The organism is Uliginosibacterium sp. TH139 (assembly GCF_002855595.1).
GTDB lineage: Bacteria > Pseudomonadota > Gammaproteobacteria > Burkholderiales > Rhodocyclaceae > Uliginosibacterium > Uliginosibacterium aquaticum.
Map to the genome: position 1 here is coordinate 241,393 of NZ_PKRR01000003.1, position 25,486 is coordinate 266,878.

Annotated in this window: 17 protein-coding genes; 16 read left to right on the plus strand and 1 reads right to left on the minus strand. The window is 65.0% G+C overall.

Annotation, left to right across the window (positions count from 1 at the left end; all coding sequences use genetic code 11):
• Positions 1 to 104: 104 nt before the first annotated feature.
• The 8 genes from ppc to C0V76_RS08235 all read left to right on the plus strand — a co-directional run bounded on the left by ppc (position 105) and on the right by C0V76_RS08235 (position 11,763).
• Positions 105 to 2,873 carry a phosphoenolpyruvate carboxylase gene (gene ppc / locus C0V76_RS08200; protein ID WP_101941905.1) on the plus strand — a complete coding sequence of 923 codons (2,769 nt, stop codon included), beginning with the start codon at positions 105 to 107 and terminating at the stop codon, positions 2,871 to 2,873.
• Between the two features lie 144 nt (positions 2,874 to 3,017).
• Positions 3,018 to 4,163 carry a type IV pilus twitching motility protein PilT gene (locus C0V76_RS08205; protein WP_101941906.1) on the plus strand — a complete coding sequence of 382 codons (1,146 nt, stop codon included), beginning with the start codon at positions 3,018 to 3,020 and terminating at the stop codon, positions 4,161 to 4,163.
• Between the two features lie 101 nt (positions 4,164 to 4,264).
• On the plus strand, positions 4,265 to 5,692 hold the full coding sequence (gene rsmB, locus C0V76_RS08210) for a 16S rRNA (cytosine(967)-C(5))-methyltransferase RsmB (RefSeq protein ID WP_101941907.1): 1,428 nt from the start codon (positions 4,265 to 4,267) through the stop codon (positions 5,690 to 5,692).
• A 28-nt stretch (positions 5,693 to 5,720) separates the two neighbouring features.
• Positions 5,721 to 6,293 (plus strand): DUF4390 domain-containing protein, encoded by a 573-nt coding sequence (locus tag C0V76_RS08215; protein ID WP_158239179.1) that lies wholly within the window; start codon positions 5,721 to 5,723, stop codon positions 6,291 to 6,293.
• A complete protein-coding gene (locus C0V76_RS08220; RefSeq protein ID WP_101941909.1) occupies positions 6,290 to 8,425 on the plus strand; it encodes an ATP-binding protein in 2,136 nt (711 codons plus the stop codon). Before C0V76_RS08215 ends, C0V76_RS08220 begins: the two co-directional genes overlap by 4 nt.
• A gap of 25 nt (positions 8,426 to 8,450) precedes the next feature.
• The gene (locus tag C0V76_RS08225) at positions 8,451 to 9,689 is read left to right on the plus strand and encodes a sigma-54 dependent transcriptional regulator (protein WP_101941910.1); all 1,239 of its coding nucleotides are present in this window, start codon (positions 8,451 to 8,453) and stop codon (positions 9,687 to 9,689) included.
• A gap of 153 nt (positions 9,690 to 9,842) precedes the next feature.
• Complete coding sequence (gene ttcA / locus C0V76_RS08230) at positions 9,843 to 10,817, plus strand: tRNA 2-thiocytidine(32) synthetase TtcA (RefSeq protein WP_254048210.1); 975 nt, start codon at positions 9,843 to 9,845, stop codon at positions 10,815 to 10,817.
• Entirely contained in the window at positions 10,795 to 11,763 is a 969-nt protein-coding gene (locus C0V76_RS08235) for an FHA domain-containing protein (protein ID WP_101941912.1), read from the plus strand. The genes ttcA and C0V76_RS08235 overlap by 23 nt, the downstream gene beginning before the upstream one ends.
• On the opposite strand, the gene glmS is transcribed toward C0V76_RS08235, so the two are convergent.
• Positions 11,764 to 13,602, minus strand: a complete 1,839-nt coding sequence (gene glmS / locus C0V76_RS08240; protein WP_101941913.1) for a glutamine--fructose-6-phosphate transaminase (isomerizing) — start codon at positions 13,600 to 13,602, stop codon at positions 11,764 to 11,766. It abuts the gene before it with no gap.
• Between the two features lie 137 nt (positions 13,603 to 13,739).
• On the opposite strand from glmS, the gene C0V76_RS08245 reads away from it, so the two are divergent.
• From C0V76_RS08245 to C0V76_RS08280, 8 genes are all read left to right on the plus strand, one after another.
• Positions 13,740 to 14,207 carry an Lrp/AsnC family transcriptional regulator gene (locus C0V76_RS08245; RefSeq protein WP_101941914.1) on the plus strand — a complete coding sequence of 156 codons (468 nt, stop codon included), beginning with the start codon at positions 13,740 to 13,742 and terminating at the stop codon, positions 14,205 to 14,207.
• A gap of 98 nt (positions 14,208 to 14,305) precedes the next feature.
• Positions 14,306 to 15,040, plus strand: coding sequence for a hypothetical protein (locus tag C0V76_RS08250; RefSeq protein ID WP_101941915.1), 735 nt, complete (start codon positions 14,306 to 14,308; stop codon positions 15,038 to 15,040).
• A gap of 116 nt (positions 15,041 to 15,156) precedes the next feature.
• The gene (locus tag C0V76_RS08255) at positions 15,157 to 15,759 is read left to right on the plus strand and encodes a hypothetical protein (protein WP_101941916.1); all 603 of its coding nucleotides are present in this window, start codon (positions 15,157 to 15,159) and stop codon (positions 15,757 to 15,759) included.
• 68 nt (positions 15,760 to 15,827) lie between these two features.
• On the plus strand, positions 15,828 to 17,735 hold the full coding sequence (locus tag C0V76_RS08260) for a radical SAM protein (RefSeq protein ID WP_101941917.1): 1,908 nt from the start codon (positions 15,828 to 15,830) through the stop codon (positions 17,733 to 17,735).
• 91 nt (positions 17,736 to 17,826) lie between these two features.
• Positions 17,827 to 20,589 carry an EAL domain-containing protein gene (locus tag C0V76_RS08265; protein ID WP_101941918.1) on the plus strand — a complete coding sequence of 921 codons (2,763 nt, stop codon included), beginning with the start codon at positions 17,827 to 17,829 and terminating at the stop codon, positions 20,587 to 20,589.
• 21 nt (positions 20,590 to 20,610) lie between these two features.
• Entirely contained in the window at positions 20,611 to 22,824 is a 2,214-nt protein-coding gene (locus C0V76_RS08270) for a methyl-accepting chemotaxis protein (protein ID WP_101941919.1), read from the plus strand.
• A 20-nt stretch (positions 22,825 to 22,844) separates the two neighbouring features.
• Positions 22,845 to 24,875, plus strand: coding sequence for a methyl-accepting chemotaxis protein (locus C0V76_RS08275; protein WP_101941920.1), 2,031 nt, complete (start codon positions 22,845 to 22,847; stop codon positions 24,873 to 24,875).
• A gap of 14 nt (positions 24,876 to 24,889) precedes the next feature.
• Positions 24,890 to 25,321, plus strand: coding sequence for a hypothetical protein (locus tag C0V76_RS08280; RefSeq protein WP_101941921.1), 432 nt, complete (start codon positions 24,890 to 24,892; stop codon positions 25,319 to 25,321).
• The last annotated feature ends 165 nt before the right edge of the window (positions 25,322 to 25,486 follow it).

Sequence of the window (25,486 nt, forward strand, 5' to 3'; positions counted from 1 at the left end):
ATAAACACTAGCAAGGATGTTAGCACGGCTGCCCGGGCGGGCCGCCGGGCTGCTATATTCTGCAGTCCGCCCAGAAAAACAGCTTTTTAGCCCTCAGAGCCAGCATGAACAATCACGCCCCCCTCACCGATCAGGACAAGGACACCCCGCTCCGCGACGACATCCGTATGCTCGGGCGCATCCTCGGCAATACTGTGCGCGCCCAGGAAGGCGTCGACGTTTTCGGTCTCATCGAACGCATCCGCCAGACCTCGGTGCGCTTCCACCGCGATGACGACAGTGACGCCCGCCAAGAGCTGGAGGCCATGCTGAAGGAAGTGGCGCACGAAAACACCCTCAATGTGGTGCGTGCCTTCAGCTACTTCTCACAGCTCTCGAACATTGCCGAAGACGAGCACCACATCCGCCGCTCGCGTGCCCACCTGCGGGCGGGCTCCGCACCACGCGAGGGCAGCATGGCTCACGCCCTGACCCTCGCCAGCCAAGCCGGCATCGATGACGCGCGTCTGAAGGAGTTCTTCGACACGGCGATGATCCGCCCGGTGCTGACCGCCCACCCGACCGAAGTGCAGCGCAAGTCCATCCTCAACTGCCAGCTGCGCATCGCCCAGCTGCTCGACGAGCGCGACCGCGTGGCCCTCACTCCGGAAGAGGAAGAGGAAAACGAAGAATCCCTGCGCCGCGAAATCCTGCTGCTGTGGGAAACGCGCATGCTGCGCCTGACCAAGCTGTCAGTCGTCGACGAAATCGCCAACGGCCTGTCCTTCTACGACTACACCTTCCTGCGCGAGCTGCCCAAGCTGTATGCCCGCCTCGAAGATCAGCTTTCCGCGCGCAGCCAGAGCGGTGAGCACTTCGATCTGCCCTCCTTCCTGCGCATGGGCAGCTGGATTGGCGGCGACCGCGACGGTAACCCCTTCGTGACCGCCGACATCCTGCGCCGCGCGCTGCAACTGCAGTCCCAAGTCGCCTTCAATTTCTACATCGAGGAAAGCAGCCGCCTCAGCAACCGCCTCTCGCTTTCCAGCGGGCTGGTGGACGTAAGCCCGGAGCTGGTCGCTCTGGCCGAACGCTCGCCCTACAAGAGTGCGCACACCGAGGATGAGCCCTACCGCCGCGCCATGCGTGGCATCCACGCACGCCTGTGGGCGACCGCCATGAAACTGGGTATCCAGCCGATAGGCCGCCAGCCCGGTGCCGCTGCCGAGCCTTATCCGGATGCCGAAACTTTCCGCACGGATCTGGACATCATCCACAACTCCCTGCTCAAGTACTGCTCGCCCGCCCTCGCCCACGGCAAGCTGCGTGAGCTTCAGCGCGCTGCCTCGGTGTTCGGCTTCCATCTGGCCAGCATCGACGTGCGCCAGAACTCCGACGTGCATGAGCGCAGCGTGGCCGAACTGCTCGAAGCCGCGCACCCCGGCACGAAGTATCTGGAAAAAGACGAAGAAGGCCGCATCGCCATCCTGCTGCAGGAGCTCGCCACCTCTCGCCCACTGTCCTCGCCCTGCGTGCAGTATTCCGAAGAGACCACCGGTGAGCTGGCGATCTTCCGCGCCATTGCCGAATCGCACCGCATCTACGGCAAATGCTGCGTGCAGAACGCCATCATTTCCAAGACCGACGGCGTCTCTGACATGCTGGAGCTGGCCGTGCTGCTCAAGGAGGTCGGTCTACTGAACCCGGCCGCCGGCACTCTGGACGTCAACCTGATCCCGCTGTTCGAAACCATTGGCGACCTGCAGAACGCCCCGGGCATCATGGACCGTATTTTCAGCATCCCGGTCTTCCGCAAGCTCGTCGCCTCACGCGACGAAGCTCAGGAATGCATGCTTGGCTACTCGGACTCCAACAAGGACGGCGGCTTCCTCACCTCCGGCTGGGAACTCTACAAGGCCGAAATCCAGTTGATCGAGGTCTTCAAGCGCCATGGCGTGCGCCTGCGCCTATTCCATGGCCGCGGCGGTTCGGTCGGTCGTGGTGGCGGCCCGAGCTATCAGGCCATCCTCGCCCAGCCGGGCGGCGCGGTACAAGGTCAGATCCGCCTCACCGAGCAGGGCGAAGTCATCGCCTCCAAGTACTCCAACCCGGAAGTGGGCCGCCGCAACCTCGAAGTGCTGGCCGCCGCCACCCTCGAAGCCACGCTGCTGGCCCACCCGGAAGCCGCGCCCTGCGCCGACTACCTGGCCGTCATGGACGAGCTGTCGGACGAAGCCTTCAAGGCCTATCGTCACCTCGTCTACGAAACCCCGGGCTTTGAAACCTATTTCTGGGAGTCCACCGTGATCTCGGAAATTGCCAACCTGAACATCGGCTCGCGCCCGGCCTCGCGCAAAAAGAGCACGGCCATCGAAGACCTGCGTGCGATCCCCTGGGTGTTCTCGTGGGCGCAATCCCGCGTGATGTTGCCGGGCTGGTTCGGGTTCGGCTCGGCCGTAAAGGCCTTCCTTGCCAAGCGCGGCGACGCCGGCATGGCCCAGTTGCAGTCGATGTACAAGGAATGGAGTTTCTTCGCCACTCAGCTCGCCAACATGGACATGGTGCTCTCCAAGAGCGATCTGGCGATCGCCTCGCGCTATGCCGAACTGGTACAGGACGCCTCGCTGCGCGACGCCATCTTCACGCGCATCAAGGCCGAATGGGAGTCCACCCTCGAAGTGCTGCTGGCCATCACCGGTCAGAAGGAACTCACTGAAGGCAATCCGCTGCTGGCCCGCTCGATCCGCAACCGCTTGCCCTACCTGAACCCCCTCAATCACGTTCAGGTCGAGCTGCTGCACCGTTACCGTGAAGGCGACAAGGACGACCGCGTGCGTCGCGGCATCCTGCTCTCCATTAACGGCGTGGCGGCCGGTCTGCGCAATAGCGGCTAAGCAAGCTCGAACACGCCGCCTCACGCACCCAGGCCCCAGACGCAAACGCGACTGGGGCCTGGTTACTTCCATCACCCGACGCTTGCAATTCCTGCCCGCTCGGGCAAGGATTCGGGTCGAACAAAATTACCGCCGGGGCACGCCATGGACCAGACCCATCATTCGCTGATCGAAACCCTATCGCCGACCGAGAATCTCGATTACCCAGGCTCGGGCACGCTGATCGAGCAGATCCTCAGCCTGCTCAATTCGGAGATCGTGTTCTCCGACATCATCATTCACCAGAACAGCCCGGTCATGCTGCGTCAGCCCAAGCGCCTGGTGGCCGTGTCAGACATTCCGGTCACCGGCCAGGAGCTTGAAGAATTCTTCGAAGTGATCGAGCCAGCCTGGGAAGAACGCATTCTTGAGCGCGCTTTCGACCGTGCCAAAGATCTCTACAGCGCCCGCCTGCGCGTGAACTGCTTTTCCTTCCACGCCCGCAAACGCCTGGGCTGCGTGATCCGCCGCTTCCCGGCCGAGCCGCTGCCGCTCGCCAGCCTCGGCCTGCGCCCCAACACCCAGGCCTTCGCCAAGTTCACCAGCGGACTGGTGCTGATCGTTGGCGACACCTGCCAGGGCAAGTCGACCACCATCGCGTCCCTGCTCGACGAGATCAACAAAACCCGCCCGGGCCATATCATCACCATCGAGGATCCGGTCGAAACCCTGATTCCGCAGAGGAAGAGCATCATCACCCAACGCGAGGTCGGCACCGACGGCGACGTTGCGAGCTATTACCTCGGCGCGCTGGATGCCCTGCGCGAGCGCCCGGACGTGATCCTGATCGGCGAGATCCGCGATGCGGCCACCGCGCAGGAAGCCCTGGCCCTGTCGGAAGCCGGGCCGCTGGTCCTCGCCACCTTGCACGCGCGCTCCACCGAACTGGGACTGCAGAAGATGCTGCGTCTCCTCGGCAACGGCGAAGCCCAGGCCCAGACGCTGGCGAGCAGCCTGCGGGGCGTGCTGTGCCAGGCCCTGCTGCCAAACACGGCGGGTGACGGCTACCAGCTCGCCACCGAATGCCTCACGGTAAACCAGGAAGCCGCCCATCTCATCGGCAGCGCCAACTTCAGCGGCATCCGCGGCCTGCTGGATATCCAGAGCCTGGAGCGCAACGCCTCCTCGCACACCATGAACGATGATCTGCTGCGCCTCATCACGGCCGGCAAGGTCAGCGTGGAAGACGCCCGCCGTGCCAGCACCGATCCTCTGAAATTTGCCGGCATGGTGAAGGAATTGAAGCGCTGACCGGCTTGAGCGCAGCGATCCAGCACCCTCGCTGCGCTCCCTGAGGCGCTGCAAGCGCTTCGTCTCCCGCATCCGCAGGGCCGAACCCGTACAATCCGGGCATGGACAAGAAACCTTTCCCGCGCCGCACCGGCGCCCACCCGGCCACCGGCCGTGGCCCCGCCCGCTCCCGCCCCACGCAGGACTCCCGTAACACCCCACCTGCCCGTGATCACCGCCCACGCGGCCCGGCCCTGCCACCACTGGCCGCCGGCACGCTCGGCGAAGCCTTGCTGGTTGCCAGCGATGGCCTTGCCGCCGTGCTCAAGGGCTATGCGCTGAACGACGGCCTGCTGGGCCTGTGGCAAGCCTACCCGGACCTGCTGCCGGCGACCCGCGGCGCAGTGCAGGATCTGCTCTACGGCACCCTGCGCGACTGCGGGCGCGGCAGCTTCATTCTCGCCAAGCTGCTCAGCAAGCCGCTTGAAGAGCCACGCATCGAAGCTCTGCTGCTGCTTGCCCTCTACCGCCTCGAAACCCGGCCGGACACCGCCCACACCGTCGTCGATCAGGCTGTTGAAGCCGCCGCCCGCCTCGCCGAGGGGCGCCTCAAGGCGCTGGTCAATGGCGTGCTGCGCAACGCGCTACGTCAATGGGCCGCTCTGCTTGCCGCCGCCGATGCCGACCCCACCGCGCACTGGCGTCATGCCGCCTGGTGGATCAAGGCCGTACAGCGTCAGCATCCGGAGCACTGGCAGGCCCTGCTGGCCGCCAACAACACCCACCCACCGATGAGCCTGCGCGTGAATCCGCGCCGCAGCAGCGCAGACGCCTGCCGCGCCGAGCTCACAGAGGCCGCAATCACCTTCACCGAACTCGCCCCACTGGCTCTTCAGCTCGACACACCGCGGCCAGTTGCCAGCCTGCCCGGCTTTGCCGAAGGCCGCGTCTCGGTGCAGGACTGGGGCGCCCAGCAAGCGGCCGCGCTGCTGGATCTCGCCGCGGGTCAGCGCGTGCTGGACGCCTGCGCCGCCCCCGGCGGCAAGACCGCTCACCTGCTTGAGTCCGCAGACATCGCCCTGCTGGCGCTGGATGTGGAAGACAAGCGCAGCCAGCGCGTGCGCGACAACCTTGCCCGCCTCGGTCTTTCTGCCGAAGTCCGCACGGCCGACTGCCGCCATCTCGACGAGTGGTGGAACGGCCAGCCCTTCGAGCGCATCCTCGCCGACGTGCCCTGCTCCGCCTCGGGCGTAGCGCGTCGCCATCCGGACATCAAGTGGCTGCGCCGCGAGGAAGACATTGCGGGTTTTGCAACGGTTCAGGCCGAAATCCTCGAGGCCCTGTGGCAAGTGCTGGCGCCGGGCGGGAAAATGCTTTATCTCACTTGTTCCGTCTTCGAAGAGGAGAACGGAAGGCAGGTCGCCCGCTTCGCCGCCCGCCACAAGGACTGCCGCCGCGCCCGCCTGCCGGACGGTACATTCGAGAGACACTGGCTGCCCACCGCGCAACATGACGGCTTCTACTTCGCCCTGCTGGAGAAAAGCGCCTGAGCGTCAGCTCGGGACGAGGGCTGCCGTCATGTCTCTGCTGCGCCAGCTGTGGTTGCTGATCTTCATGATGCTCTGCGCGCCGGCCGCGCAGGCGGCCGGCAAGGGTCTGGACTTCCGCTTCCAGGAAATCGTCCCGGTCGATCAGGTGTATGTGGTCAATGCGTCGCTCGAGATGCAGGCCAATCCGCGCCTGGAGGAAATGATCGCCAGCGGGGTTTCGATCCCATTCCAGGCTGAATTCACCCTGACCCGCACACGCTGGTACTGGCTCGATGAGAGCGTGGTCGAACGGAATCTGGACTTTCGCCTCTCCTATCACGCCCTCACCCGCCAGTATCGCCTCTCGGTAGGCAGCATCCACCGCAGCTTCGGCAGCTTCGAGGATGCCCTGCGCGCCCTGCTATCGATCCGCAACTGGTCGGTGATCGACCGCAACCGCCTCACGCCCGGCGAGACCTACAAAGCCTCGCTGCGTTTCCGGCTGGACATGTCCCAATTGCCCAAGCCCTTTCAGGTCGTAGTCTTCGGTAATCGCGAGCTGGATGTCTCGACCGGCTGGGTGCAGTGGAATTTCCTTGCTCAAGGGCCTGATCCGCGATGAGGCGACTGCTCATTGTCGTGCTCGCGCTGGGCGCCATCCTGCTCTTCCTGCTGGCCTCGGCAGGCGCCAACTCCTCACTCTTTGCCCACAACTATCCGGTCCTGCTGGGGCTGAACATTGCGCTGGCCGTGGCGCTCGCGGTGCTGGTCGGCCTGCAGCTGCGCAAGCTGTGGATCGAATACCGCTCGCGCCAGTTCGGCTCCCGCCTCAAGCTCAAGCTGATCGGCATGTTCCTGCTGCTCGCGATTGCTCCCGGCACCTTGATCTACGTGATCTCGGTGCAGTTCGCGGTGCGCTCGATCGAGTCCTGGTACAACGTGCGCGTCGACTCGGCCCTGGAGTCCGGCATCACCCTCGGTCGCAGCGCGCTGGATGCTCTGCTCGACCAGCTGGCCGAACGCAGTCGCAACGTCGCCCTGGAGCTCGGCGACCAGCTCACCCCACCCAGCCTGCCGGCACTGATCCGCCTGCGCGAGCGTCTCGATGCCGACGAGATCACCCTCCTCACCACCAGCGGGCGCGTCGTCAGCTCCACGGGCGCGGCGCAGGGCGGCCTGGTGCCCGACGTACCGGCCACCGCTCAGCTGCGCCAAGCCCGTCAATCGATGGGGTATCGCGCCGTTGAAGGAGAGGGCGAAAAACTCGTGATGCGTGTGGTCGTACCGGTGCCGAGCCGCTTCCTGCAGGTCGACCCGTTGCTGCTGCAGGTGCGTGCCGCCGTACCGGAAGCACTCGCCCACAGCGCCGACCAGATCCAGGAACTGCACCGCAACTATCAGGAACTGCTGCTCTCTCGTCAGGGCCTCAAGAGCATTTACCTCGTGACCCTAACCCTGGCTCTGCTGCTGGCCATGTTCGCCGCCATGGCAGTAGCCTTCCTGTTTGCGCGCTCACTCTCGGCCCCCTTGCTGATCCTCGCCGAAGGCACCCAAGCCGTGGCGGCAGGCGACCTCTCGCCACGCCAAGCCTTGCCGGCCCGCGACGAGCTGGGCGTACTGACTCAATCCTTCAACCGCATGACCCGCCAGTTGCAGGATGCGCGGGCGCTGGCCGAGAAAAGCCGCTCGGCTGTCGACGCCGCACGGGCCTATCTGGAAAGCGTGCTCGCCAACCTCTCGGCCGGCGTACTGGCCTTCTCGAGCGAAGGCGAGCTGCGCGCAGCCAACCGCGGAGCCACCGCTATCCTGCAGGACGATCTGATCGGCTTCGAAGCCGTGCCCCTGGCCGAATGGCAGACCCACGTGAGCTTCCGCGATGCGGTGCTGGCAGGCTTTGCCGAACATGAGGCAGACTGGCACCGTCAGTTGGAAATCACCCATGGCGAAGGCTCGGTGCAGACCTTGCTGCTGCACGGCTCGCAGCTTCCCGAGAGCACGGGCGGCTTCGTGGTGGTGTTCGACGACATTTCCGAGCTCATCTCGGCACAACGCAACGCAGCATGGGCCGAAGTGGCGCGCCGCCTGGCCCACGAAATCAAGAACCCGCTCACGCCGATCCAGCTCTCCGCCGAACGCCTGCAGCACAAGCTGGCCGACCGCCTGGGCGACACCGACCGGGCCTTCCTCGATCGCTCCACCCAGACCATCGTGAATCAGGTCGAGGCCATGAAGAACCTGGTCAATGGCTTCCGTGACTACGCCAGGCTACCGGCGCCGCAGCTCGCCCCGCTGGATCTCAATGCCCTGCTGCGCGAAGTGCTGATGCTGTATGAGGCCGCGCCCGTGCCGATCGGCCCGATCCTCGCTAGCGGCCTGCCCCTGGTGCAGGCTGATGCCAGCCAGTTGCGCCAGGTCATCCACAACCTGCTACAGAACGCGCAGGATGCCGTGGCCGAGCATACGGCCCCGCTGGTTGAACTGGTCACTCGCCTGGATGGCAAGCGCGTGGAGCTGGTGGTGCGTGACAACGGCAGTGGCTTCCCGCCCAACATCCTCAGCCGCGCCATGGAGCCCTATGTCACCACCAAGCCGCGCGGCTCGGGCCTGGGGCTGGCCATCGTGCGCAAGATCATCGAGGAACACCGTGGCGAGATTTTCATCGCCAATCGCCCCGAGGGCGGTGCCGAAGTAAAACTGCGCCTGCGACTGGCCAAGCTCGACGCCACGCCGCCGGGCGAAACGACAACAAATTGACCCTGCTCTGGTAGTCTCCGAACCTATGGCAAAGATTCTGGTTGTTGACGACGAAATCGGTATCCGCGAACTGTTGCGGGAGATTCTCTGCGACGAGGGTTACGACGTGATCCTTGCCGAAAATGCCACGGCAGCCCGCAGTGCCCGCCAGGCGGCACGGCCGGATCTGGTTCTGCTGGACATCTGGATGCCGGACACTGACGGCGTCACCCTGCTCAAGGAATGGGCGGCCTCCGGCCTGCTGTCGATGCCGGTGATCATGATGTCCGGCCACGGCACCATCGATACCGCGGTGGAAGCGATCCGCTTCGGTGCCCTGGACTTTCTCGAAAAGCCGATTGCCCTGCAAAAGCTCCTTGCCACCGTCAAGCGTGGCCTGCAGCGCCAGCCCAGCAAGGCCCAGACTCACCTCACACTGAACGCCTTCACCCGCTCCACGCCGCTGCGCGATCTGCGTCGTCGCCTTGATCAGCTCTGCCAGAAGAGCCGTGTACTGCTGCTACGCGTGGGCGCCGGCTCGCTGGCCGAACTGTGCGCCCGCAGCCTGCAGGCAGCGGGCAGCCCCTGGCTGGACCTGGGCAGCTTCGGCCAGCCGATCGAAATCCAGAACCTTGAAGCCGCGCGTGGCGGCATGCTCTTCATCGAAGACCTGAGCCTGCTCAATCGCGCCCAGCAGAAGAACCTCGCCTTCGCCCTCGATCGCCTCGAAAAACACGATCAACGCCTGCTCGCCGCTTGCTCGCGCACGGCCGACGAACTGCTCACGGAAGGCTGGGATCCGCTACTGGTCCGTCGCCTGTTTGAAGTGTCGCTGGTGCCGCCCTCGCTGCTGGAGCTCAAGGATGAGCTGCCCGAGATGGTCACCCAGCTCCTCCAGCACCTGGCAGAAACCGGTGATGTGCCGGTACGCACCCTGTCTACCGGCGCACTCAACGCGCTGCGCAACAGCCCCTGGGGCGGCGGCTTTCCCGAGCTGAAGGCCGCCGTGCGCTCGCTGGCCCTTGGTTCTCTGGAAGACGAGATCAATGCCGATGAGGTCGTGCGCTTCGTCTCCCGCGCCTCCAGTGCAGCGCTCGCCCTGCCGCTGGATCTGCCGCTGCGCGAGGCGCGTGAAACCTTCGAACGCATCTATTTCGAGCACCACCTGCAACTCGAAGACGGCAACATCACCCGCCTGGCCGAGAAAACCGGGCTGGAGCGCACCCACCTCTACCGCAAGCTCAAACAACTGGGCATCCAGGTGGGTCGGCGCAGCGAAAGCTGAACCGCTTTCAGACGGAACGCCCGAAACCCGGGCCGGCCGGCGTACCAGCCTGCGTGGAACAAGGCAATATCTGCGCGAGTGTGATCGGGGTCACCCCGGTCAGGCGGAGCGCACCGATATAATCAGAACTTGTCCAGCAGCAAGCATCGCACCGTGGAAACCATCCAGTCCCGCATCGCCGTCGAAGATCTTTCGAACACCGCCCAGCGCCTGAAGAAACGCCTTAGCCGCGCTATCGGCCAGGCCATTGCCGACTTCAACATGATTGAAGAAGGCGACGTGGTCATGGTGTGCTGCTCCGGCGGCAAGGATTCCTACGCGCTCCTCAACCTGCTGATGGCCATGCGCGAACGCGCGCCGGTGAGTTTCCGCATCATCGCGATGAACCTCGATCAGCGCCAGCCCGGCTTCCCGGAGGACGTGCTGCCACGCTACTTCGAATCTCTGGGCGTGGAATATCGCATCGTCACCGAGGACACCTATTCCATCGTCAAGGAAAAGATCCCAGAGGGCAAAACCACCTGCTCGCTGTGCTCGCGCCTGCGCCGCGCCATCATCTACCGCACGGCCCGGGAACTGGGTGCCACCAAGATTGCGCTCGGCCACCACCGCGAAGACCTGATCGAAACCCTGTTCCTGAACATGTTCTTCGGCGGCAAGATCAAGGCCATGCCACCCAAACTGCTGTCGGACGACGGCCAGCACATGGTGATCCGCCCGCTGGCCTACTGTGCCGAGAAGGATGTGGCCAAGTACGCGCGCGCCATGGATTTCCCGATCATCCCCTGCAACCTGTGCGGTTCGCAGGAGAACGCTCAACGCAAGCTGATCAAGGCCCAGCTGGCCGAGTGGGATCGCATTTTCCCAGGACGCATCGAATCGATCGCAACCTCCTTGCAGAACGTCGTGCCCAGCCATCTGGCGGATAATGCACTGTTCGGCTTCAAGGATCTGACCCGCGATGCCGTGATTGGCGAGGGCGACATCGCTTTCGACGCGCCTGATCTTCCCGTTTCGCCGCTGGCGGCAAGCGGTGCAAGCACCGTATTCTGGAATCAAGCCAGCCCTGACACCCGAACTGCAAACCCTTGGAGTCTCCAGAGCGATGACCAGCCAGCCCACTCCTGATACCTGCGTGCTCATCGCCGAAGTCACCGGCGATGCGCCGCTGCTCGGCAAACTGGGCGCAGTGGAAACCCAACGCGCCGTCGAGCGCTGCCGCAACCGCGCCGAGCGCTCCATAGACGCCTACCGCGGCTACATCGTGCAGGCCGACGGCCGCACCCTGATCGCCCACTTCCCGCGCGGCGAGAATGCCGCCCTGGCAGCCTTTGACCTGCGCGCACGTGTCAAGCAGCTGCCGCCGGTCTCCGGCGTAGCCCTCTCGGTGCAGGTAGCGATTCATGCCGGCAATCTGGATACCATGAGCCAGCAACCAGCCGATGCAGTCATTGCCGATGCCCGCAAACTGGTTGCCTTGGCCCCTGCGGATCAGGTCCTGGTCAGCAGCGAGGGTGCCAACGCCATGCCCGACAACGTGCGTAGCCAGCTTTCCCCGGAACAGGTTGCCGGCTTTGCCCAGCAAGCCTACATTTTCCGTCCGGGTCACACGCCGGCCGCCGCGCCCAGCGTGGGCGAAGCTTTCGCACCGACCTCCACCTCACTAGCCCTGGATCAGCACGCTTTTGACACGGCCCCGCACAGCCAGTCGCCGGTCTTCAACCAGGCCGCCACAGCGCCTCAGCGCACTTCACTGATGCTGCGCCACAACAAGAATACCCTGTCGGTCTCGGACAACCAGCCAGTGGTGCTGGCAGGCCGCGAGGAAGGCAACGATCTGGTCATCGCCGATCGCCGCGCCTCGCGCCATCACGCCCGCATCGAGTGGCGGCACAACCATTTCGTGCTGATCGACACCAGTACCAACGGCACCTTCATGGTCGACGATGCCGGCAACGAAGTGGTGCTGCGCCGTGGCGAAGCGGACCTGCCCTTGCGGGGCCGCATCGCCTTCGGCTACTCGCCGACCGAGGTCGGTGCCGAAGTGGTGTACTTCGACATCGGCCTGCGCTGATTACTCCACCGTTACGCTCTTGGCCAGATTGCGCGGCTTGTCCACGTCCGTGCCGCGGGCACAGGCGGTGTGGTAGGCCAGGAGCTGCAGCGGCAGCACGTGCAGGATAGGCGACAGAGCGCCGTAGTGCTCGGGCATGCGGATGACGTACACACCGGGTTCGCTCTCGATGCGTGAGTCAGCGTCGGCGAAGACATAGAGCTCGCCGCCCCGCGCGCGCACTTCCTGCATATTGCTCTTGAGCTTGTCGACCAGCGCATCGTTCGGCGCTACCGTCACCACCGGCATCTCGGCATCCACCAGCGCCAGCGGGCCATGCTTGAGCTCGCCGGCCGGATAGGCCTCGGCGTGGATGTAGGAAATTTCCTTGAGTTTCAAGGCACCTTCCAGAGCGATCGGGTAGTGCAGGCCACGCCCCAGGAAAAGAGCGTTGTGCTTGCGCGCAAAGGCCTCGCTCCAGCTCATGATCTGCGGCTCAAGCGCCAGCACCGCCTGCAGCGCGACCGGCAGGTGACGCATCTGGCGGATGTAATCGGCCTCCTGCGCATCGCTGAGGCGCCCACGGGTCTGGGCAATGGCCAGGGTCAGCAGGAACAAACCAGCCAGCTGGGTGGTGAAAGCCTTGGTAGAGGCCACTCCAATCTCGACGCCGGCACGCGTGATGTAGGCCAGCTTGCATTCGCGCACCATGGCGCTGGTCGATACGTTGCAGATGGTGAGCGTGTGCTCCATGCCGAGGCTGCGCGCGTGCTTGAGTGCCGCGATAGTGTCAGCGGTTTCGCCAGACTGGGAAATCGTCACCACCAGTGAGCGCGGATTCGGCACGCTGTCGCGATAGCGGTACTCGCTGGCGATTTCCACCTGAGTGCTGATGCCGGCAATCGATTCGAGCCAGTACTTAGCGGTGCAGCCGGCGTAATAGCTGGTGCCGCAGGCAAGAATCAGCACCGAGTCGATGTCCTTGAAAACCTTGTAGGCACCGTCGCCAAAGAGCTCCGGACTGATATGTTCCACACCTTGCAGGGTGTCGCCAATCGCGCGCGGCTGCTCGAAAATCTCCTTCTGCATGAAGTGGCGATAAGGCCCCAGCTCTGCAGCACCGGAGTGGGCATACACCGTGCGCACTTCGCGTTCGACACGCACGAAACCCAGTTGCGCTCCCTCGCCCTGGCGCGCCTCGATCCAGAACTTGCCGGGCTGCATATCGACCACATCGCCCTCTTCGAGATACACGATCTGGTTGGTGACGCCAGCCAGTGCCATGGCGTCTGAAGCAAGGAAGTTCTCGCCTTCACCCACGCCGAGAATCAAGGGCGAACCGGCACGCGCGCCCACCACGCGATGCGGCTCGTCGCGGCAGAACACGGCAATCGCATAGGCCCCCTTGAGCTGCACGATGGCCTGTTTCACGGCAGCGAAGAGATCACCGTCATAGCAATGATCAACCAGGTGAGCGATCACTTCGGTATCGGTCTGGCTGGCAAACTCGTAGCCCTTGGCGCGCAGCTCGGCACGCAGCTCGTCGTGGTTCTCGATGATGCCGTTGTGCACCAGGGCGATGCGCTCGCGCGAGAAATGCGGATGTGCGTTGCGCACCGCCGGCACGCCATGGGTTGCCCAGCGGGTGTGCGCAATGCCGGTAAAACCTTCGACCTTGTCTTCGTGGATCAGGGCATCCAGCTCGGCCACCCGCGAGGTGGAGCGCGCCCGGCGCAGGGCGCCATCCTGATGCACAGCCACGCCGCAGGAGTCATAGCCCCTGTATTCGAGGCGCTTGAGACCCTCGACAAGGATGGACACGATATTGCGCTGGGCGACAGCTGCGACGATGCCACACATGAAAAGCTCCACTTCGGGAAGAATGAGATGAACTGAATGCTAGACAAGCCAGAACAAAACAAGCTTGCATAATTATCCAATAAGTAGAATAAAATTTCACAAACAACTTTTCGTGAAATTTTATTTCACCCCTTCTCATGGACGCTACCGATCTTCGCCTCCTCGCCCAGTTGCAACTCGATGCCTCGCTGACCAATCAGGCTCTGGCCGAGCGCGTCCATATCTCGCCAGCCACCTGCCTGCGGCGGGTCAAGCGCCTGATCGACACCGGCATCATCGAAAGCCGGGTGGCCATCCTGTCGCCGGAAAAACTGGGGGCCGGCCTCACCGCCATCGTCGAACTCACCCTGGACCAGCAGGCCGCAGAGCGCCTCGCCGCCTTCGAGGCACGGGCCGTGGCCGACAGTGCCGTGCAGCAGTGCTACCGAGTCAGCTCCGGGCCTGATTTCGTGCTGATCCTGCAAGTGGCGGACATGCCTGCCTATCAGGCCGCCGCAAGCCGTCTGTTCGCCACCGACGCCAATGTGCGCAATGTGCGCGCCTTCTTCTCGGTGCATCGGGCGAAATTCTCACCCCACATCAGTTTGCCTGCCAGTGAGCAATAAGCGCTGCCAAAACAGTGAGTTGTAAAGACACATTTAGTTTCACGCGGAGTCCGCAGTTCTTGGTAAAGTAGGACAAACACCTACAATTGGAGTTAAGTATGTCTGGCGTCTTTCGCATCGTGTTCAGCGGCGGCATCCTGCCCGGATTCTCGCTAGACCTGGTGCGCCGACACGCTCGCGAGCGACTCAAGGCCACGCCGGAGCAGCTCGTACGAATGTTTTCGGGACGCCCGCTGGTGCTTAAAAAGGATCTCGACGAGCCGTCTGCGCTGGGCTACCTGCACAAGCTGCAGGAACTGGGCCTTGATGTCACGCTGGAAGCCCCTGCAGCCTCGCGGATTCCGCAAGAAATCGCGCCGCTCACGCCGGCCCAGCCTCCGGTGCCGGTCGTCAAACCCGAAGAGCCAACCCCGCCGACGCCTGCCGCAACCCAGCCTGCCAAGCCCCAGCCTGCGAAGAATGAGCCTTTTGCCGAGCGTGCGACCCGCACCGAAGGCTGGCTGAGCGAGACCGGGTTTGCCGACTTCGCCCGCACCCACCTGAACCTCGCCCGCGCGGAAGCCCTGCTCAATGGCAACAGTAGCGAGGAAACCCCAGTGGTGATTTCCTCGCCGGCACTGGCCCCGGCCGCCACGCCGCGCCCGGAGCCCGCCGCATCGCCCATGACGGTCACGGTGCAGCAAGCCTCCGCCGCCAAGTCTGCAACGGCCGGGCTGACACTCAGTGGCAGCGTGCAATGCCCGCATTGTGGCCACGCCCACACCCTGCAGGGGCAGGTGCTGCTCGGCGAGCAGGCAGCCAAAGCCCACGGCGCCGCTCAGGGCGCGACTTAATTCACACCTGTGGCCGTTTTAAGGCCCGTTAGGTTTTGTTTCCTCCCCGAACAAGGCCCCTCTCCGCTAGTCTTGTAAGCCCCATCGCAGCACCCACAAAAACAACGGAGAGGCGCATGAACAAACAGTTTCGCATCGTGTTCGAGGGGCGGTTGCGAGCAGGCCTGAACCGGACGGATGTGATGACCCAGGCCAAGCTGCGTCTCGGTGCGAGCGCTAGCCAGACCATCCAGATTTTCTCCGGCCAGCGCGTAACCCTCAAACAGGGGCTCGATGCCGCCGCCGCCCTGCTCTACCAGCAAACCCTTGAAACTCTGGGCATGCTCGTCAGCGTCGAAGCCATGGATGGCCTGCAGAACCAGCCGGCGTTCGCAAGCCAGCTCGCTCCGGTGCTGCAGCCGCCCAATCTGCCGCCGCCCCGCCCAGCCGCTGCACCGCCGAAGCCTGCTGCCAAACCCAGTTTTCCTGAAGACTGGATGCACCGCTCCGGCTTCGAGCGCCTGGAAGTTGCTCAGCAGCGCCTCGCGGACGCTGAAGCGGTACTCAGGCAATCCGCTGCCGAAGCCGCCCGCCAGACCCAGCGCGCCCCCGCCGATCAGGGCGGGCACGGCCGCCTGCACTCGCGTTTCGTCTGCTCGCATTGCGGCACCGCCCACGAAATCGAGAGCGAACTGGCCTTGCGCATCACCCCGACCGTTGCCAAACGTCAGGCCGGCTGACAACACCCGCCGGGGAAGGCGGCCGGGAGCAACGTAGAATGGCGTCTCCGCCCCCTGCCGCCCTGCCGATGTCTGTCTCTCCGCTCCGCGTGCTGTCCGTCATCCCGCCGATGACCCAGCTCAATACGCCCTACCCCTCCACCGCCTACCTCACCGGCTTCCTGCGCCAGCAGGGAATCACAGCGGCGCAGGAGGATCTGGCCATCGCTCTGGTGCTGCGCCTGTTCTCGCGCACGGGACTGGAAGAGATTCGCAGCGTGGCGCAGCGCCTGCCGGTGAAGCAGCGCAGCGCGGCGACCACCTTTTTCCTCGAACATTTCGCCGCTTACGCAGCCACCATCGATCCGGTGATCGCCTTCCTGCAGGGACGCGACTCGACCCTGGCCTTCCGCATCTGCGGCCGCATGCTGCTGCCCGAGGGAGCACGCTTCAACGCCCTCAACGAATACCTCGTTGAGGAAGACGAAGATCCGCTCGGCTGGGCCTTCGGCTCGCTGGGCCTGCAGGACCGCGCCCGCCACCTTGCGACCCTGTACCTGAACGATCTGGCCGATGTACTGCGCGAGGCCGTCGATGAACGTTTCGAATTCGTGCGCTACGCCGAATCGATCGCCCAGTCCGCCGCCAGCTTCGATCCGCTGGCTGCCGCGCTGGCCGCACCGCTGAACCTGATCGACCAGACCCTGCAAAGCCTGACCCTGCAGGCACTAGCCCGCCATGCGCCACAGGTGGTGCTGATCTCCACGCCCTTCCCGGGCTCGGTGTACGGGGCTTTCCGCATCGCCCAGACGATCAAGGCCCATGACCCGGCCATCACCGTGGTGCTCGGCGGCGGCTATGTGAATACCGAACTGCGCGAACTCAGCGAAGCACGCGTCTTCGATTACTTCGACTTCATCACCCTCGATGACGGCGAGCGCCCGACCCTCGCGCTCTTCGATCATCTTGCCGGCCAGCGCTCGCAGGAGCGCCTGGTACGCACCTTCCTGCGCACGGAGGGCCGGGTCCGCTATGTGAACTTCCCCGAGCTGGACGTGCCCTTCAACGAAGTCGGCACGCCCACCTGGGACGGCCTGCCGATCGACCAGTACCTGTCGGTGCTGGACATGCTCAACCCGATGCATCGGCTGTGGTCAGACGGGCGCTGGAACAAGCTGACTGTGGCCCACGGCTGCTACTGGAAGAAATGCAGCTTCTGCGACGTGAGCCTGGATTACATCTCGCGCTACGAGGCCGCCAATGCCAGCACCCTGGTGGACCGCATCGAAGCCATCATCGCCGAAACCGGTCAGAGCGGCTTCCACTTCGTGGACGAGGCCGCGCCGCCCAAAGCCCTACGCGCCATGGCCGAAGAACTGTTGCGGCGGAATCTCGCCATCACCTGGTGGGGCAATATCCGCTTCGAGAAGAGCTTCACCCCCGAACTCTGCGAGTTGCTTGCGCAAAGCGGCTGCATCGCCATCTCGGGCGGGCTGGAAGTCGCTTCGGACCGGTTGCTGAAGCTCATGAAGAAGGGCGTCTCGGTCGAGCAGGTGGCACGCGTCACGCATGCCTTTTCCGAGGCCGGCATCCTGGTGCACGCCTACTTGATGTACGGTTTTCCCACCCAGACGGTGCAGGACACGGTCGACGCCCTTGAGTACGTGCGCCAACTATTTGCCGCCGGCTGCATCCAGTCCGGCTTCTTCCACCGCTTCTCCTGCACCGTGCACTCGCCGGTCGGCCAGCACCCGGAGGACTACGGCATCCGCCTGATCCCCCGCCCCAAGGGCACATTCGCCAACAACGACATCGCCTTCATCGACCCCAGCAGCGTCGATCACGCCCTTCTGGGCCGGGCCTTGTCGAAAGCCATCTACAACTTCATGCACGGCATCGGGCTGGATCAGGACGTGCGCAACTGGTTTGAGGAGTGTCGCGTGCCGCGCCCGCAGGTCGCCAGGCACTTCATCACCCGCGCCCTCCAGGAGGGCTGAGCCCCTCCAGTTTTCGCCGTCTCTGCCGTTACTCCTGCCTGTAGGCCCGTTTCGCCCCGACAAACGCATACAGACAGAGCCAAGCGGCAGCATGCATCCCGCCACCGATTCCTTCGACAAGCTGAGCAATCGCCTGCAGGCCGCCTTCATCCGGCTGGCCAAGGACGAGCATTTGTGGAGCGGCGATCTCTACAGTGCGCTGCGCAATGTCACGACCACCCTCGCCGAGGTGCTGGAAGTGGGGCGCGCGAGCGTCTGGCGGATGTCGCCGGACCGCCACGAACTGGTCTGCCAGCTGCTGTTCCGTACCGACCGCCAGGGTTTCGAGTCCGGCGCCAGCCTGCCGGCAGCGCAATTTCCGCATTACTTCGGCGTGCTCGATGAAGAACGCCTGCTCGACGTGCCCGATGCCGCCAACGACCAGCGTGTGCAGGAGCGCTATCCGGGCCATCTGCGCCCGCTTGGCATCGGCGCCTGCCTCGAAGCCACCCTCCACGAAGCCGGTCAGTTGGCCGGGGTGCTTTGCCTGGAGCATCTGGGCAGCCCGCGCCTGTGGAGCCGGGACGAACAGCTCCTGGCCATCTCGGTGGCCGATCTGCTCTCCCAATTGCAGGTCTTCCATACCCTCAAGGATCGCGAACGCAGCTATCGCAGCATTTTCGATGCCGCCGGCGACGCCATCCTGACCATCGTCGATGGCCTCATCGCCGACTGCAATCCCCAGGCCCAGCTGATGCTCGGGCGCCCGCGTGCCGAGCTGATCGGCAAACCGGTGACAGACTTTTCACCGGAAATGCAGGGAGATGGCCGGCGCTCGGATGACAAGGCCGAGGGCCTGCTGCAGGCAGCCATCGATGTCGGCCCGCAGCAGTTCGAATGGACCCATCGCCGCGCCGACGGCAGCCGCATCGAAACAGAGGTCAGCCTGTCCGCGATCTGGCTGGCCGGGCGTTGCCAGGTCACCGCCATCGTGCGCGACGTAACCGAACGCCGCCTCGCCGAGCAGATCCGCCAGACTTCGGCCGAGCTGCTCAAGCAGCGCAACCTGGCCCTGCAGGTCGTGTTGAACCTCGCCAGCCAACTGCACCGCAGCTCGGACTCCGAAGCCATTGCCGACGAAACCCTGCGCGTGCTGCAGCTCTTGCAGCGCGCACCGCTGTCCCTCTTCCATCTGGCTGACGAAGATGGCGAGCACTTCGAAGTCATCGCCTCAACCGGCTACACCCCGGCGCAAATCGCCGCTCGCCGGCGCATGCCGATCGAGCGCAGCCTCTCCGGTCAGGCTCTGGCTCTGGGCCAGATCCTGCACTGCACCAACGTCGAAGACGACGAGCGTATCGATCCGGCCATCCGCGAGCGCTCACTGATCGACGGCATCCACTCCTTCACCGTGCTGCCGCTGGTCTATCAGGACAAGCAGCTGGGCGTGATCGGCCTGCAGTTCTACGACTGCGGCAACGAGTTTTCGGATGCCGAACTGGAGATCCTGCGCGCCGTTAGCCAGACCGTGTCGCTGGCCCTGGCCAACGCCCGCAGCGTGCAGGCGCTCGAGTTCCAGGCTACCCACGATTCGCTCACCGGCCTGCCCAACCGCACCCAGCTGCACCGCGATGCCACCGAATCCTTGCGCTGGATCGCCGGCAGCCCGCGCCAGCTGGCCCTGATGCTGCTGGATCTGGACCGCTTCAAGGAAGTGAATGACACCCTGGGCCACCGAACCGGTGACCAGCTCCTGAAACTCGTCGCCACCCGCCTGCAGGCCGCCATCGAACGCGAGGACGCAATGCTGGCACGCCTTGGCGGCGATGAGTTCGCGATCCTGCTGCGCTCGGTCACAGATGCCGACCAGGCTCAGGACATCGCCCGCAGCATCGTTGCGGCGTTGCGCACCCCGATCGAGGTCGAAGGCATCTTCATCGAGCTCGGCGCCAGTATTGGTGTGGCGGTCTATCCACAGCATGGTGGCACCAGCCATGCCCTGCTGCGTTGCGCCGATGTGGCCATGTATGCCGCCAAGGGCAATGCCAGCTCGGTGAGCCTCTACGACAACAGCCACGACGCCCACAACCCGCGTCGCCTGGCCATGATTACCGAGCTCGGCTCGGCCATCCGCAGCGAGCAACTGGTACTCCACTATCAGCCGCGCTACAGCCTGCAGGAAGGGCGCTGGTGCAGCTGCGAGGCGCTGGTGCGCTGGCAGCATCCGAAGCTGGGGTTCATTCCGCCCGGCGAATTCGTGCAATTCGCCGAAACCAGCGAACTGATCCGCCCGCTGACCCTGTGGGTGGCACGTACCGCCGTGCGCCAGCTGGCCCTGTGGCAGCAAACGGGCCTGTGCATCTCCACCTCGATCAACCTGTCCACCCGCAATCTGCTGGACATCACCCTGCCCGAAGCCCTCGCCGAGCTGCTGCGGGAATACGGCCTCCAGCCGGGCTCGCTGGAACTCGAAATCACCGAGACGGCGCTGATGACCGACCCCGACCGCGCCATGCAGACCATCGAGCGCCTTGCGGAGCTCGGCATGCGCCTGTCGATCGACGACTTCGGCACTGGCTACTCTTCGCTGGCCTACCTCAAGCGCATGCCACTGCACGCCCTGAAGATCGACCGCAGCTTCGTGCGCGACATGCTCCATGACGATCAGGACGCCATCATCGTGCGCTCCACCATCGGCCTCGCCCACAGCCTCGGCCTGCAGGTCGTGGCCGAAGGCGTGGAAGACCCCGCCACCCTCAGTCGCCTGCGCGAGTACGGCTGCGACGAAGCCCAGGGCTATGTGCTCAGCAAGCCCATGGCCCATGCCGCCGCACTGCGGGTGATGCAGGCCCCGCTTCCCATCCAGACGGGTTGAACCCGCCCCGCGAGAGATGCCATGCAGAGACTCCTGAAACTCCTCTTCAGCCTCCTCCAGCGGCTCTTCCAGCCTCTGCTGGGCTTCATCGCTGCACGCTTGCCGGCCGGCCTTACCACCCGGGCCAGCGGCCTGCACCTGCGTCTGCAACCAGGCCAGGTGCTCGGCCAACTCCAGGCCGTGCGCCAGCAAGCCCTCGCCACCTACCGCGAAGGAGGCCTGCGCGCCTTCTTCGGCCCCGGTATCCGCCTGCTCAACGCCCGTCGCTATATCTGGAAATTCGGTCTGCTCGGGGCGCTGGCGCTAGCCACTACCGGCCTCTACGTGGTGGGCCTGAATGTCTCGATGCGCAGCGAAATCAACGCGGCGCGCAGTGAAGCGCGTGCCTTGGCGCTCTACCCGCCTCTCGCAGAGGCCCTTCAGGCTAACCGTCAGTACAGCCTGCAGGCCTGGGCAGCCGCTGGCGATCCGAGCCTCGCGGCCGGCGTGGCGGCCAAGGGGGCGGCGCTGGAATCCGCTCTCGCCGCCGTCGACAATGCACTCAAACAGGAAGGCGACAGCTTCGCCCTCGCCCCGCGCTGGGCTGCCCTGCGCAGCGAAGCACAGAAGCTGCGTAGCGGCGAGGCAACGCTCACGGCCGAGAGCGTGAAAACCGCCCAGCCCAAATTCAGCCGCCTGCTGCTGGACTTCATCGGTGATCTCGGCGAGGCCAGCGGCCTCCTCGCGGACGACCGCCGCGAAGCCGCGCTGATCGCTGACCTGCTGATCCGCAAACTGCCCCAGGCCTCCGAACAACTCGCCGCACTCAGCAACACCTCGGCCCTGCTGCTGGGCAGCAAGGAGATGGGCGCCGACTGGAACCGGATGGCCGCCATCACCACGGACGCCGAGCGCGCACGTGATGCCCTGCTTGATACCCTGGCCCGCACGGCCAATGCCAATCCCGCCAACCGCAGCGAGCTTGAAGCCGCGGCCAGCGAGCTGCGCACGCATTGGGCGGAAATCCTCGAGGTCACCGATCGCGAGATCCGCAAAGGCGCCTTCGCGCTCAGCAGTGAAGAATTCATCGGCAGCGCCCGCAGCGCCGCCCAGGCTCAGTTCGAACACACCGCGCCGCTTGCCGGGGTGCTGCAGAAGCAGTTGCAGGCTCGCTCCAGCCGCCTCGAGGAGCGCTTCTGGATCGCCAGCCTGATCGGCAGCCTGCTGGTGTTGAGCCTGCTCTACTGCGGTGCCGCGCTCTTCGTGAGCATCCTGCAGTCGGTACGCGAGCTCTCGGAAGGCGCCCGCCACATCGGTGAGGGCGATCTGGGTTTCCGCGTGGCCTACTCCGCCCACGACGAGCTGCGCGGCGTGGCCGCCCAGTTCAATCACATGGCCGGCGCCTTCGCCGCCATCATCCAGCAGGTCCAACGCACTTCGCAGGAGCTTGGCAGTGCCGCCGAAGGCCTCGCCAGCTCGGCCGCCCAGGTCGCCCAGAGCTCCGAACAACAGAGCGAAGCGGCCGCCAGCATGGCGGCCGCCGTCGAGGAGATGACCGTCGGCATCGACGAAATTTCGCGCAACGCCGGTGCGGCCGATGAAGTGGCAGCCCAATCCGGCCAGCTCTCGGCCAGCGGTGGCGAAGTGGTGGCGCGCACGGTCAGCGAAATGGAACTGATCGCCGCTGCGGTGCGTGGCTCCTCCGAAGTCATCAGCGAGCTGGGGCGCAATTCCGCCCAGATCAGCAGCATCGTCAAATCCATCAAGGAAATTGCCGATCAGACCAATCTGCTGGCCCTGAATGCCTCCATCGAGGCCGCGCGGGCCGGTGACGATGGCCGCGGCTTCGCCGTAGTGGCCGACGAGGTGCGCAAGCTCGCCGAGCGCACCACCCGCGCCACCGCCGAGATCGGCGGCATGGTAGCCGCCATCCAGGCCGGCACCACCCGCGCCGTGGCGGCCATGCAGGACGGCGTACGCCGCGTGCAGGGCGGGGTGGACCTCTCCAACCAGGCCGGCGCTGCCATGCAGCAGATCCGCGACGAATCAGCCCGCGTGCTGGCCTCGGTCAGCGAGATCTCCGGCGCCCTGCGCGAGCAGGCGACGGCCAGCACCGAAATCGCCCAGAGCGTAGAGGCCGTGGCTCAGATGGCGGAAGCCAACCATGCCCAGGTCTCCCGCACCAACCACACCGCGCGCGAGCTGGTCGGCCTGTCCACCCGCCTTGGCGAAGACATCCGCCGCTTCCGCACCTGAGCACGTCCAGGAAAGCCGCCATGAAATTCCTTACCCTGCTCCTCGCCCCAGCCATCGCGCTGCTTAAGCGGCTCGACTTCCGCCTCAAGTTCGGCCTCATCGGCGCCCTCGCCGTCGTCACCATGGGTTACTTCATGCTCATGCTGGCCGTCGAGATGCGCAGCGCACTCACCAGCACCCAGCGCGCCGAACTCGGACTGGAAATTCACAACGAAGCCCGCGCAGCCCTGCTGGCCACCCAGAACTACGTCGGCGTGAGCCTGCTCGCAGCCGGCGACGACAAACACAAGGATCTCGCCAATGCGCGCCGCACCGCGGCCGATCAGGCACTCAAAGAACTCGCCGAGGCCGTTGCCGATGCCCCCGAGCTGGGCCTTGCGGAAGCCTGGAAGAAAGTGGACAGCGCCTGGCAGGCCTTCCGCGATCCAGCCACCCCACCCGAGCGCAGCACGCTCGCCACCGCCCACCGCCCGCTGATCGAAGCCCAGCAGGCCTTCCTGCGCGAGCTGGCCGACGCCTCCGGCCTGATGCGCGATCCGGACCCGCGCGCCGCCTATCTTGCCGAGGCCGTAGTGATCACCCTGCCGGCGCTTGGCGATCAGCTCGCCGAACTCAGGAACACCGGCGTCATGGTGCTGGGCGTAGCAGGCTTTGCCCGCGAATGGCGCCGCATGGGTGCCATGCTGGATGCCATCAGCGCAGGGCAAGACACGCTTGCCGAACAGCTTGGCCGCGCCGGACGCGGTGACAGCGGCCTGGCCGCCAAACTCAGCGCGGGCCACAAGGCGCTCAGCGAAGCCAACCAGCAGTTCGCCGAGAGCGTGCGCAGCAGCATCCTCGCCGGCTCGCGTGACATGAAGGCCGAAGACTTCGCCAGCGCCAGCCTGAAAGCTATGCGTAGCTTCGACGAAAAGGCTGCCGACGGTGTCATCGATGAGCTCGACGGCATCATCGGCTGGCGCAGCTTCTCGCTCACCGCGCGTTTCTGGCTGCTCAACCTGCTGGCGCTGGGCATGGTGCTGCTGCTGGCCTACATCGGCATCAGCATGTATCTGGCGGTCAGCGATACCGTCGAGCAGCTCACGGATGGCACCCGCCGCGCCGCCGCCGGTGACCTTGCCCATCGTCTGGAGCACACCACCCAGGATGAGCTCGGCGAAGTTGCCACGCGTTTCAATGCGATGCTCGAATCACTCGATGGCGTGGTCCAGCGCGTGGCCAGTACCGCCGCCGCAGTGGAAACCGCGGCCCGCGAACTGAGCAGCAGCGCCCAGGCCGTATCGCAGGAGTCCGCACGCCAGAGCGAAGCCTCCGGCGCGATGGCCGCCACCATGGAAGAGATGACGGTGGGCATCAACGAGATCGCACGCTTTGCCGAAGACGCAGAAAGCATGGCAGCGGCCTCCGGCAAGGCCTCCGCCGCCGGCGAGCAGCTGTCTACCCGCACCGAAGCCGAGATCGGCCGCATCGCCGAGGCGGTGCAGCAATCCTCGGTGGTAATCGACGAGCTGGTTGAAAACTCGCAGCGCATCAGCGTGATCGTCAGCACCATCAAGGAGATCGCCGAGCAGACCAATCTGCTCGCCCTGAATGCCGCCATCGAAGCCGCACGGGCCGGTGAAACCGGGCGTGGCTTCGCCGTGGTGGCCGACGAAGTGCGCAAGCTCGCCGAGCGCACTGCCCGTGCCACCCTCGAAATCACGGCCATGATCGAAACCATCCAGCGCGGCACCACCGATGCCGTTGGCTCCATGCAGCAAGGCGTGGCCCGCGTGGCTGATGGCGTGGGCCTCACCCGCGAAGCAGGCGAAGCCATGCGCAGCATCCAGCAATCCTCGGCACGGCTGGTCGGCGTAGTGGCAGACATCTCGGCAGCCCTGCGCGAGCAGAGCGCGACCAGTAGCGACATTGCCCGCAACATCGAACGCGTTGCTCAGATGGCCGAGGCCAACAATGGCAGTGCCCAGGGCACCCTTACCACCACACGCGCACTGGATGCGCTGGCTAGCCAGCTGGCCGGCCAGATCCGCCAGATCCGCAGCGGCGTCTAAGCCAGGAGGCAAACATGAACGGGCTCAACGAATTCATGTGGAAGAGCAGTCTTGACTGGCGCAGCCTGATCGCGGCCGCTGAAGCCGTAATCGCACGCTGGAACACGATCACCAAATTCGAAACGAAGACCGACCAACGCGAGCACATCTGGACGGTGCGCCACAGCAGCAACGCCCTGCCCTTCCTCGTCCTTAATGGAGATTCCCTGCGCGGCTCGGTGCCACGCATCGGCAACCCGATGCCCTTCCTGCTCCTGATCGGCGTCTGCCATCAAAACCCGGGCGCGGTGGAGCTCTCCTTCGCCAACGGCCAGAAGATCGATCCTGCCCGCTTCGATCCTGCCGATCTCACCAGCCTCCTGCCCCACGCCACCCATGCCGCCCACCGCAAGCTTGCCGAACTCGCCGTCCAGGCAGCCGCGCCAGCCAGCGGAGTAGCGCCTTGAACAGCCCAGCCTATTTTCAGGCCCCGCCAGCGCGCTGCGGAACAGGCCGCCCTGGCGTGACGCGCGAGCCCCGTGCTGACCGCCGCACAGACCACCCCGCCCTGAGGCGCAGGCGCTACGCACGCCGGCGAGCCCCGACCTAGACGGCAAGCAGCTCTGCTGCAT

What these genes read in the sequence shown, in the direction of transcription:
- ppc (WP_101941905.1), top strand. Translation starts at nt 105, where the DNA reads ATGAACAATCACGCCCCCCTCACCGATCAGGACAAGGACACCCCGCTC.
- C0V76_RS08205 (WP_101941906.1), top strand. Translation starts at nt 3,018, where the DNA reads ATGGACCAGACCCATCATTCGCTGATCGAAACCCTATCGCCGACCGAG.
- rsmB (WP_101941907.1), top strand. Translation starts at nt 4,265, where the DNA reads ATGGACAAGAAACCTTTCCCGCGCCGCACCGGCGCCCACCCGGCCACC.
- C0V76_RS08215 (WP_158239179.1), top strand. Translation starts at nt 5,721, where the DNA reads ATGTCTCTGCTGCGCCAGCTGTGGTTGCTGATCTTCATGATGCTCTGC.
- C0V76_RS08220 (WP_101941909.1), top strand. Translation starts at nt 6,290, where the DNA reads ATGAGGCGACTGCTCATTGTCGTGCTCGCGCTGGGCGCCATCCTGCTC.
- C0V76_RS08225 (WP_101941910.1), top strand. Translation starts at nt 8,451, where the DNA reads ATGGCAAAGATTCTGGTTGTTGACGACGAAATCGGTATCCGCGAACTG.
- C0V76_RS08235 (WP_101941912.1), top strand. Translation starts at nt 10,795, where the DNA reads ATGACCAGCCAGCCCACTCCTGATACCTGCGTGCTCATCGCCGAAGTC.
- glmS (WP_101941913.1), bottom strand. Translation starts at nt 13,602, where the DNA reads ATGTGTGGCATCGTCGCAGCTGTCGCCCAGCGCAATATCGTGTCCATC.
- C0V76_RS08245 (WP_101941914.1), top strand. Translation starts at nt 13,740, where the DNA reads ATGGACGCTACCGATCTTCGCCTCCTCGCCCAGTTGCAACTCGATGCC.
- C0V76_RS08250 (WP_101941915.1), top strand. Translation starts at nt 14,306, where the DNA reads ATGTCTGGCGTCTTTCGCATCGTGTTCAGCGGCGGCATCCTGCCCGGA.
- C0V76_RS08255 (WP_101941916.1), top strand. Translation starts at nt 15,157, where the DNA reads ATGAACAAACAGTTTCGCATCGTGTTCGAGGGGCGGTTGCGAGCAGGC.
- C0V76_RS08260 (WP_101941917.1), top strand. Translation starts at nt 15,828, where the DNA reads ATGTCTGTCTCTCCGCTCCGCGTGCTGTCCGTCATCCCGCCGATGACC.
- C0V76_RS08265 (WP_101941918.1), top strand. Translation starts at nt 17,827, where the DNA reads ATGCATCCCGCCACCGATTCCTTCGACAAGCTGAGCAATCGCCTGCAG.
- C0V76_RS08270 (WP_101941919.1), top strand. Translation starts at nt 20,611, where the DNA reads ATGCAGAGACTCCTGAAACTCCTCTTCAGCCTCCTCCAGCGGCTCTTC.
- C0V76_RS08275 (WP_101941920.1), top strand. Translation starts at nt 22,845, where the DNA reads ATGAAATTCCTTACCCTGCTCCTCGCCCCAGCCATCGCGCTGCTTAAG.
- C0V76_RS08280 (WP_101941921.1), top strand. Translation starts at nt 24,890, where the DNA reads ATGAACGGGCTCAACGAATTCATGTGGAAGAGCAGTCTTGACTGGCGC.